The 10643-nt window shown below is 56.8% G+C and carries 7 protein-coding genes; 2 read left to right on the top strand and 5 right to left on the bottom strand.

Going from position 1 to position 10643, the window contains the following annotated elements; all coding sequences use genetic code 11:
* Window positions 1-24: 24 nt before the first annotated feature.
* Both B7L15_RS05100 and B7L15_RS05095 read left to right on the top strand, forming a co-directional pair.
* The gene (locus B7L15_RS05100; protein ID WP_085917932.1) at window positions 25-411 is read left to right on the top strand and encodes a Na+/H+ antiporter subunit G; all 387 of its coding nucleotides are present in this window, start codon (window positions 25-27) and stop codon (window positions 409-411) included.
* 69 nt (window positions 412-480) lie between these two features.
* Window positions 481-1317 (top strand): DUF6694 family lipoprotein, encoded by an 837-nt coding sequence (locus B7L15_RS05095; protein WP_369596845.1) that lies wholly within the window; start codon window positions 481-483, stop codon window positions 1315-1317.
* A gap of 28 nt (window positions 1318-1345) precedes the next feature.
* On the opposite strand, the gene serB is transcribed toward B7L15_RS05095, so the two are convergent.
* From serB to pgi, 5 genes are all read right to left on the bottom strand, one after another.
* Window positions 1346-2269, bottom strand: a complete 924-nt coding sequence (gene serB / locus B7L15_RS05090; protein ID WP_085917930.1) for a phosphoserine phosphatase SerB — start codon at window positions 2267-2269, stop codon at window positions 1346-1348.
* A gap of 20 nt (window positions 2270-2289) precedes the next feature.
* Entirely contained in the window at window positions 2290-4536 is a 2247-nt protein-coding gene (parC, locus tag B7L15_RS05085) for a DNA topoisomerase IV subunit A (RefSeq protein WP_085917929.1), read from the bottom strand.
* Between the two features lie 109 nt (window positions 4537-4645).
* Window positions 4646-6598 carry a methyl-accepting chemotaxis protein gene (locus tag B7L15_RS05080; RefSeq protein ID WP_254902853.1) on the bottom strand — a complete coding sequence of 651 codons (1953 nt, stop codon included), beginning with the start codon at window positions 6596-6598 and terminating at the stop codon, window positions 4646-4648.
* Between the two features lie 124 nt (window positions 6599-6722).
* Complete coding sequence (gene parE / locus B7L15_RS05075; RefSeq protein WP_085917928.1) at window positions 6723-8618, bottom strand: DNA topoisomerase IV subunit B; 1896 nt, start codon at window positions 8616-8618, stop codon at window positions 6723-6725.
* A 279-nt stretch (window positions 8619-8897) separates the two neighbouring features.
* The gene (pgi, locus tag B7L15_RS05070) at window positions 8898-10592 is read right to left on the bottom strand and encodes a glucose-6-phosphate isomerase (protein ID WP_085917927.1); all 1695 of its coding nucleotides are present in this window, start codon (window positions 10590-10592) and stop codon (window positions 8898-8900) included.
* Window positions 10593-10643: the final 51 nt, after the last annotated feature.

Below are 10643 nucleotides of genomic sequence, written 5' to 3'. Positions count from 1 at the left end.
CTTGGCTATTATACAGGTACGCTTATGTCGCTTTGGGTAGAGGCGCTTATTTCATTATTGCTGATCACAGGCGGCGCTTTTGTATTCGTCGGTTCTCTGGGGATGGCGCATCTCCGCGATTTCTACATGCGCTTACACGGCCCCACCAAGGCAACGACTCTGGGTATCGGCTGCATGCTGGTGGCCTCCATGGCATACTTCTGGAGCGTTGACGGCAGACCCGATATTCAGGAGTTATTGATCACTCTGTTTTTATTTATTACTGCACCGGTCAGCGCTCACTTGCTCGCCAAAACGGGCCTGCACTTACGCCTGAAGCACATCGATATCACCCAGGGTAAACCCGTAGAGCTCCGCCCCGAGGAAGTCGGTAAAAAGCCGGTCCCTCACCCCGACAAAGGCCATGGCTGATCGATTTTGCCTTCTAAACCAAGCGCTGGCACCCTTCCCGGGTTGACGATATTGAGGTGAGGTAACTGTATGTGGAGCCTGTTAAGGCTATCGACATTATCGTTCGCAATGATAATGCTTGCGGGGTGTTCAGAGCCCAGAATTGATACCAGTTCAATGCCCGCCGCTGTTATATCCGTCGAAAAGGTGCGCGACTCACTGCCCCCTTACAAGCGCGACGAATTTGATCAAGCGCTGACCATTATGGCGATGTCATCGTTTAACGGTATCGATATTCTTAACCCAAGGCCGATGAACGCCGCGGAAATCGCCGAGTCGGCCAATGCTTACATGCATGGGCTGACGGGTGATGAAGCGATAGAGAAAGCCAATGAGTTATTGCGTAACCGCCGGGCACGGGAACGAAGTCAGGCGCTGGGCATTCTCTCCCGACTTGAAGAAAAGCAGGCTAATGCGGAGCATGACCGCGAACAACGGGCTCAGGTGACCCTCGACAGCGCCGATTTTTACATGAGCACAAGCCCCTATGGAGCGCTAGAGCCGGTTATTGAACTGGAGGTCACCAACGGCTCTGACCAACGTATCTCGGAACTGTCACTCAGAGGCGTTGTCAGCAGTCCTGGTCTCGAGACGCCCTGGGTCGATGAAGCGTTTTATTACGTGATTCCCGGCGGTTTAGCCCCTGGCGAAAGCGCCCAATGGAGTTTGGCGCCCAACCGTTTTGGCCCCTGGGGTAACCGCGAGATTCCCGATAATGCCCAGTTTGATGTCACCATCGAAGGCCTGCACGACGCCGAGGGCGACCCGCTTTGGGATACGCCCCCGCTTAGCGAGCAACAGCGAGAGAGACTCGATGAGTTGCGTGAGGAGTATGGCGACATGACTGCTCATTCCGGCGAGCAGTAAGGGCCCTCTCAAGGGCCTTGACTTTATATCAGTCGATCAAATCTACGTCTGGGTAGCCTATAAGGTACAACACCGCATCAATATCGAGATGTGAAATGGCTTGGCGCGCCTGTGCCCGCACCATGGGTTTGGCGCGGTAAGCAATGCCCAGGCCGGCTTTAGCGAGCATTTTGAGATCATTCGCGCCATCGCCCACCGCAATCGTCTGGTCGAGTGTCAAACCTTCACGCAGAGCAATGGTTTCCAGCAGTTCAGCCTTGCGGTCTGCGTCGACAATCGGCTCGCGCACCTCGCCGGTGACCTTGCCATTCTCGATCACCAGCTCGTTGGCATGGACCTCATCGAAGCCGAGTTTATGCTGTAGGTAGTCAGCAAAGTAAGTGAAACCACCGGAAAGGATGGCAGTGCGATACCCCAGGCGCTTCAGGTTGGCCATCAGCCGTTCGACGCCTTCCATCAAGGGTAGCTCGGCGGCGATCTCAGCCAACACGGACTCGTCCAGACCAGCCAGCTTGCTCATCCGCTCGCGGAAGCTTTGCTGAAAATCGAGCTCACCACGCATCGCCCGCTCGGTTACGTCGGCAACTTCACTGCCCACGCCATGACGATAGGCCAGCTCGTCAATCACTTCAGCCTTGATCAGCGTGGAGTCCATATCGAAGCACACCAGCCGAGGCTTAACCTGTTGTCGCAGGTTTTGCTGAACCGCAATATCCACGTTCAAGGTCTCGCTCAAAACCAGCGCGGCATGACGCAGGGCTTCAAGATCAACATCGGTACCACTCAAGTACAGCTCAAGGCAGTCGATGCGTTCGCCCTGCGCCACATCTGACAGCCGTCGGATGCTGTTTTCCTGCAGGTCAAACTGTACCCTCAAAGCGTCCACCTGGGACTGAATATCCGCGCTTAAACGCGGCGCTAACACGGTTAAAATTAAATCGCCGCTTGCCATCACTTAGTTCCTGTCATTGTTTAGTCCCCTGCCCCTATCCAATCAACCTTTTGGAAACCGCGTGGCAACTTGCTGCCCCGCCGACCTCGCTCGCCGCGATAATAGGCCAAATCATCGGTTTTCAGCGTGAGTTTTCGCTTACCGGCGTGCAGCTCCAGGACGTCGCTGTCTTTAATTACCGCGATGCTGCGCACGAATTCCTCGCGGCGTGCGGCACGCGGACCGGGGATATCCAGCATCTTGTTGCCTTTGCCCTTGGCCATTTCAGGCAACTGATCCAAGGGGAACAGCAATAGCCGACCTTCGTTGGAGACCGAAGCCACCCAAAGTTCTTCGCCCTCAGGCACTTCAACCGGTGCCATCACACTGCAGCCTTTAGGCAGGCTAAGCACCGCCTTACCTGCTTTATTTTTACCGGTGAGCGCTTCCAAACGGGCAATAAAGCCGTAGCCGCCGTCGCTTGCCAGGACAAAACGCCGCTCGGCAGGTGCCAGCATCAAACCGGCCATACGGGCCCCGGCCGACACATTCGCGCGCCCGGTGACTGGCTCTCCCTGCCCCCTCGCACTGGGCAGGTTATGGGCACTGAGCGTATAGGCACGCCCGGTATCATCCAGCAGCACCAAGGGTTGGTTGGTTTTGCCTCGTGCAGCCAACTGGAAACGGTCGCCCGCTTTATAGGAAAGCCCTTCGGGGTCGATATCATGGCCCTTGGCAGACCGAATCCAGCCCTTCTCTGACAGCACGACGGTGATCGGATCAGCCCCGAGAAGTTCGACTTCGGACAACGCCTTGGCGTCGGCCCTGGCGACCAGTGGCGAGCGGCGTTCATCGCCATGCTCTTTACCCGCCGCGCGAATCTCTTTTTCGATCAGCGTGGTCAGCTTGGCTTCACTGCCCAGCAGGCCCTGTAGGTATTTGCGTTCTTTTTCCAGATCATCCTGCTCGCCGCGGATTTTCATCTCTTCAAGCTTGGCAAGATGACGCAGGCGCAATTCCAGAATTGCTTCCGCCTGTCGTTCAGAGAGGCCAAAGGCCGCTACCAATGCAGGCTTGGGCTCATCTTCCTCTCGAATAATGCGAATCACCTCATCGATATTCAGGTAGGCGGTGAGCAGGCCTTCCAGAATATGCAGGCGGTCTTCCACCTTGCCCAGGCGGTGCTCAAGTCGGCGGCGCACCGTCCCACGACGAAAGCGCAGCCATTCGCCCAGCATCTCGGGCAGCGGCATCACCCTTGGGCGGCCATCCAGACCGATCACGTTCATGTTAACCCGCACGTTCTTTTCCAGGTCCGTGGTGGCAAACAGGTGGTCCATCAACGACTCAACGTCAATGCGATTGGAGCGCGGCTCAATCACCAGACGAGTGGGTTCTTCGTGGGTCGATTCATCGCGCAGATCGGCCACCATGGGCAGCTTTTTGGCCTGCATCTGGGCAGCAATCTGTTCCAGCACCTTGGCGCCGCTGACCTGATACGGCAAGGAGGTAATTACAATGTTGGGGCCTTCCCGCTCGTAGCGAGCGCGCAACTTGACCGAACCACGACCGGATTCGTAGAGCTTCCGCAGGTCTTCTTTGGGCGTAATAATTTCCGCATCAGTCGGGAAGTCCGGCGCGGGAATGAAGTCCATCAGATCTGTCGTCGTGGCCTGCGGATTGCGTAACAGGTGACAGGTGGCATCCACGACCTCAGACACGTTGTGCGGCGGAATATCGGTCGCCATACCCACCGCAATCCCGGTGCCGCCATTGAGCAGCACATGCGGCAAGCGCGCGGGCAGCACCAGCGGCTCCTGCATGGTACCGTCAAAGTTGGGCACCCAGTCGACAGTTCCCTGGCCCAGCTCGCTGAGCAGCACTTCGGCAAACTTGGATAGCTTGGCTTCGGTGTAGCGCATGGCGGCAAACGATTTCGGATCGTCAGGACTCCCCCAGTTGCCCTGACCGTCCACCAGCGGATAGCGATAGCTGAAAGGCTGTGCCATCAGCACCATGGCTTCATAGCAGGCACTGTCACCGTGGGGGTGAAACTTACCCAACACGTCGCCGACGGTGCGCGCCGACTTCTTGTACTTGGCGTTGGCATGCAGCGCCAGCTCGCGCATGGCATAGATAATCCGCCGCTGCACGGGTTTCATGCCATCACCAATGTTGGGCAGTGCACGGTCTAGAATCACGTACATCGAGTAGTCGAGGTACGCTTTTTCGGTGTAATCGCGCAAGGACAAGCGCTCGACGTCGCCTTCCGCTACCTGAATATCCATGGGGTATTCATCCTTTCCTGACAAGCAAAGCCGCCCCGACGGGAGCGGCTATTCCTGCTACACATTGATACTCAATGCGTTAGTAGTTGCTTACGTCATATCAATAACGTCACTGAGGCCCCGAAAGCGGTACCGCTTCCGGGGAGCGTTGATTATCGCGCTGAAAATCATCAAGTAAACTCTTCAGGCGCTGTGCCTGAACAGAAAGTTCGTTGGCCGCTCCTGACGCTTGGCTCACAAGCCCTGCGTTCTGCTGGGTAACCGTGTCCATTTGCGAGACAGCACGATTGATTTCATCAATGCCGTTCGTCTGTTCGCTGGACGCTTGACTGATTTCTGCGATGCGTTCGGCGATTTCTTCAATCGCCGAAACAATTTCCTGCATTGCACCTTCTGCATCACGAGCATAACCGCTACCGGTTTCAATTTGTTGGGACGTGGTCTTGATCAACTCATTGATGTCGCGAGCGGATGTAGCGCTTCTGGAAGCCAGTTCGCGAACTTCACTGGCGACGACCGCAAAACCTCGCCCGTGCTCACCCGCCCGGGCAGCTTCAACGGAGGCATTGAGTGCCAAAATATTGGTTTGAAACGCAATATTTTCAATGACATCGACAATTGAAGAAACCTCTCCCGAGCTTTCATTGATCGCCTCCATCGACTGAGCTAAACGTGCGACCTGTTCGCCACCCCGCCTGACTTTTTCAGTCGCGTCAGTGACGCGCTGATCGGCTTCGTTGGCATTATCAGCGTTGCGCTTAACGGTTGTCGCCATTTCCTCCATTGTGGAAGAAGTTTCCTGAAGCGATGCGGCCTGTTGCTCGGTCCGACTGGACAATTCTGTGTTGCCGGAGGCAATTTCCGTCGCTTCACTGGCAATCACGTCGGATACCTGGCTCACGTCCTCAAACAGGTGTCGTAATTTTTCAGCATAACGGTTCACCGCACTGCGCAACTCGCCAATTTCATCATTACGATAAATCGTCAGTTCTCGACTTGAGCCGCCTTGGCCGAGTTGGTCAATCTGCTCGGTGGTGCTGTGGATTTGACGCAAAAGTATACGTCCACCCCACCAGCCTAACGCCAGCAGCAGGGCCAAAAGGGGAAGGATTACCACCATCAGATCACGCGTCAATGTCTGTGCCAGTGCCGTCACTTTTTCTTGAGGCGTCATGAGACCCAATGTCCAGCCCGTGTCCTGCATATCGAACAAACGAACCGAGGCAGGCTTATCCAGAACGCCTGCTGTTTCCACCTGGACATTTTGACTGCCTGATTCGACAGCCTCGACCACTGGTGAAAGCCAGGGCATATCGCTGGTCAGATCGTCTAACCCTTGCATATCAGCCGTCGCCAGATCCGCACCAGGAAAGTGAATGACCTTGCCTGCTCTATCAAGCACGAAGGCATAGCCCCCGGTTGTGCCACCATTCTCGGCCAGAAATTCGGCGATGCCTTCCAGTTGCATATCGATGGTCGCGACCCCGGCGAACTCATCGTCAAGGTAGTAGGGCACGCTACAGGTTACCATCGCCACCCCGGTAGTTGCGTCGCGATAAGCCGTTGACCAGATACACTGACCTGGCTCGGCATCGCGGGCATTCTGATACCAGGCCTCCTCATGGTAAGGCGCCATATCATCAGCGTTATAATCATCCAGGAACTCAATCTCACCTTCAGCATTTCTCGCCCAGAAGAAGCTGAATCGCTCGACCCCGTCTTCAAACGCACCCGGCTCCGGCCAGATACCACCCCCGGCAATGGCTGTATTGCCGCTGTCGTCGACAACCCGTGGGAAGGCTTGACGAAACAACGATTCCTCGCGAGGTAATGACTCTGCGAGCGAGGCAAGACTCGCTGTATTACCTTCCACGCGGGCTAGCTGTGCATTCATTGCGTTGACAATGGATTCACCTGTTCGGTCAACAAGCAATTGGCTTGCCTCTATAACCTGCGGTTGGCCGCGCCATGCCATGACGGCGTAAATACTTGCTGCCATGAGTAGCATGAGAGCAAACGCCGCCAGTGTTAACTGCCTCGAAATGGTATTAAACAAGGACATTCCCCTTTAGTGATGTAAGTGATACTGACTGGCGTACTTTTTTTCAGGTACGCTCTTTATTCACTATCGGCTAATTAATGCCCAACCTTAGCTATTTAATACCAATGCAGGGTTGACACCGTCACTAGACCTCGACGTCAGCAAGGTTGCCGTAATCTTCCAGCCATTTCTTGCGATCGCCGGCACGCTTTTTGGCCAGCAGCATATCCATCATTTCCAGCGTGCCATCCCCTTCATCGAGGGTAAGCTGAACCAGACGGCGGGTTTCCACCGCCATGGTGGTTTCGCGCAGTTGCAGCGGGCTCATTTCGCCCAAGCCTTTAAAACGCTGAACGTTCGGAGTACCACGCTTTTGTGCCAGCTGTTTTAGGATCGCGGCTTTTTCGCTTTCGTCGAGGGCGTAGTGAACCTCTTTTCCCAAGTCAATACGGTAAAGCGGCGGCATGGCCACATAGACGTGGCCCGCGTCCACCAGACTGGGGAAGTGCTTGACGAACAGCGCGCAAAGCAGCGTGGCAATATGCAGGCCGTCGGAGTCGGCGTCGGCGAGAATACAGATTTTGTGGTAGCGCAATTTTTCCAGGTCAGCGCTGCCCGGGTCGGCGCCAATCGCCACCGCGATATCGTGAACTTCCTGCGAGCCGAAAATATCGTGGGTCTCGACCTCCCAGGTGTTAAGGATTTTGCCACGCAGCGGCATTATGGCCTGGGTCTCGCGGTTACGCGCCTGCTTGGCGCTGCCCCCGGCGGAGTCACCCTCGACCAGGAACAGCTCGCTCTGAGCGGGGTCCTGCCCCGAGCAGTCTGCCAGCTTGCCGGGCAGGGCCGGGCCCGATGTCACTTTCTTGCGCGCCACCTTCTTGGCTTTTTTCTGGCGGCGCTGGGCGGCGCTAATCACCAGCTCGGCAAGGGCTTCGCCCTGGTCGACATGGTGGTTGAGCCATAGCGAAAAGGCGTCCTTGAGCACCCCTGACACAAAGCCCGCGATGGTTCGCGACGAAAGCCGCTCTTTGGTTTGCCCGGCAAACTGGGGATCCAGCATCTTGACCGAAAGCACAAAGGAGGCGCGCTCCCACAAGTCATCAGCGGTGAGCTTGATGCCACGGGGTAGTAGGCTACGGTACTCACAGAACTCGCGCAGTGCTTCGAGCAAACCCGAGCGAAACCCGTTCACGTGGGTGCCGCCTTGCGGGGTGGGGATCAAGTTAACATAGCTTTCCAATAGCGCGTCGCCGCCCTCGGGCAACCATTGGATAGCCCAGTCCACGCCGTTTTCATCGTCGTTGAAGTGACCGATAAAGGGCTCGGCTGGCACCACTTCATAACCATCGGTGGCTTCTGCCAGGTAGTCGCGAAGCCCATCGGCGTAGGCCCACTCGGTTTTGGTGCCGTCGGGCTCAATCAGGGTAACGGCAAGCCCTGGGCAAAGTACCGCCTTGGCCCGCAACAGGTGTTTCAGTTTGCCCAATGCCAGTTTAGGGCTATCGAAGTAGCTTTCATCCGGCCAGAAACGCACAAGGGTACCGCTGGCACGCTTGGCCGCTTTGCCAATTTCGCGCAGTTCTTCGACCTTTTCCCCGAACTCGAACGCCATGGCATGGCGCGCACCGTTGCGCGTGACTTCGACATCCAGGCGCCGCGACAGCGCATTAACGACCGACACGCCGACGCCGTGCAGGCCACCGGAAAAACGGTAGCTGTCCGATGAGAACTTGCCGCCTGAGTGCAGTTTGGTAAAGATCAGCTCGACGCCCGACACGCCGTGCTCGGGGTGCATATCGATCGGCATTCCGCGGCCGTTATCCTGCACCTCGATCGCACCGTCGCTATGCAGCACGACGCTGATAGCCGAGGCGTGGCCCGCCAGCGCTTCATCGACGCTGTTATCGATGACTTCCTGAGCAAGGTGGTTGGGCCGCGAGGTGTCGGTATACATACCGGGACGCTTTCGTACCGGCTCGAGCCCCGAGAGGACTTCGATGGAACTCGCGCCGTACTGGGAGGCATCAAACTGGGTCATGTAACGTCGATTCCTGAAGGGTCATGCACGTATGAATGCTTTCAAAGGGATACAGGATAGCCGAAAAGCAAAATGCTGTATATCCAGCCATATTTATTACCAGGGAAGAGCGCCGGGGATAGGTCGTAGAGGAGGTCATTTGCCATGGCCGGAAAAATGATCCCTTCAATTCCGGCATTTCCGCCATCCATGGCGGTCAGATGGCAAATGTAGCGCCCAAGGATGGGTTCACAGCACTTCCTCGTAGACCTGTCACCGGCGCTAGCACCGGCTTAATTATCACTCCTGCTCAGCCGCCCAAAAGGCTTCAATCAAGCCGCGGCTGGATGCATCCAGTCGCGACAGGTCACCCTGATGGTCGATAATTTTCCGGGTATCGGTGGCAATCTGCTTGCCCAGCTCCACGCCCCACTGGTCAAACGGATTGATATCCCAGATGACCGCCTGGACAAATACCTTATGCTCGTAGAGCGCAATCAGCGAACCCAGGGTTGCCGGGGTCAGCTTGTCCAGCAGCACCGTGGTCGACGGCTGATTTCCCCGATAGCGTTTATGCGCCGGGCGCGGGCCATCGTCATCAATCGCGTCGTCACCGAGCATCAGTACCCGCGATTGGGCAAAGCAATTGGCCAATGCCAGCCGGTGCTGGGATTTCAGGTGGCGGCGGGTATCCGGGTCTTCCACCTCATCGTAACGCTTAAGCGGCGCGATAAAGTCGCATACAACCGGTTGGGTCCCCTGATGGAGCAGTTGATAGAACGCATGCTGGGCATTGGGCCCCAACTGCCCCCAAAGCACCGGACAGGTGGAATAATTGACCGCCTGCCCCTGACCGGTCACTGACTTACCGTTGGACTCCATCTCCAACTGCTCAAGGTAGGCAGCAAAATACTCCAGACGACCGTCATAAGGCAAAATCGAGTGAGCGCGAATATCCAGGAAGTTGACGTTCCAGATACCCGCCAGCCCGAGCAGAACCGGCACATTTTCAGCCAAAGGCGCCTCCTGAAAGTGACGGTCCATGGCATGGGCGCCGGCTAACAGCTCGCGGAAATTCTCCATGCCCACCACCAGCGCAATTGGCAGACCAATGGTCCCCCAAAGCGAATAACGTCCACCGACCCACTCCCAGAACATCAGTTGATGGTCGGGGGTGATACCCCATTCGCTCATTTTATCAGGGCTTGCCGACACACCGATAAAGTGCTGACGAATGATCAATTCGTCACTGACCGGATTGGCGCTGGGTAGCTCACCGTGCTTCGACAGCCGCCCTATCAGCCAGTCGCGGGCGGTATTGGCGTTGGACAGCGTATCAATGGTGGTAAACGACTTCGACGACAACACAAATAGCGTGGTTTCGGGGTTAAAGCGCGTCAGGTAATCGGCAAGCTGTGAGCCATCCATGGTCGAGGCGAAATGAACCTCCACTGGGTGAATATCATCAGGACGGTAGTCGGCCAGCGCGTGGGTGACCATCAGTGGCCCTAGATCGGACCCGCCGACCCCCAGATTCACCACGTGGCGGATCGGCTTGCCGGTGGCACCACGCCACTGGCCCGCATGTAGACGCTCTACCAAGCGCTCCATTTGCGACAGGCTTTCATGTACTGCCGTCGCTACGTCTTCCCCTTCCACGTCCAGGCTCGCCCCCGGCGGCAACCGCAGGGCCGTGTGCAAGGCCGGGCGGTTTTCGCTGATGTTGACACGCTTGCCGCTCAGCAGCGCCTCGATCGCCCCAGGCACCCCCGCCTCATCCGCCAGCGCCAGCAGATGCTCAAGGGTATCGTCGTCCCAACGCTGCTTGGAAAGATCCAGGGTCAAGCCTGCCACCTCGCGTGTAAAGTGCGTCCAGCGGCCAGGGTCGTTGCCAAACAGGTTTTTCAGATGCACATGTTCCAGCGACTGGGCGTGCTGTTTCAGCGTTTGCCATGCGGGTAGCGAATCAGGGGTTGTGCGTGATGATGCAGCCATTTGCCCTCTCCTGTGGCATCGTTCCGTGCTGGGTCTGTTCTGGCTTACCAA

The organism is Halomonas sp. CSM-2, assembly GCF_002119345.1.
GTDB lineage: Bacteria > Pseudomonadota > Gammaproteobacteria > Pseudomonadales > Halomonadaceae > Vreelandella > Vreelandella janggokensis.
The sequence above is the reverse complement of the archived record's forward strand: the minus strand, read 5'-3'. Positions and strand labels throughout refer to the sequence as shown.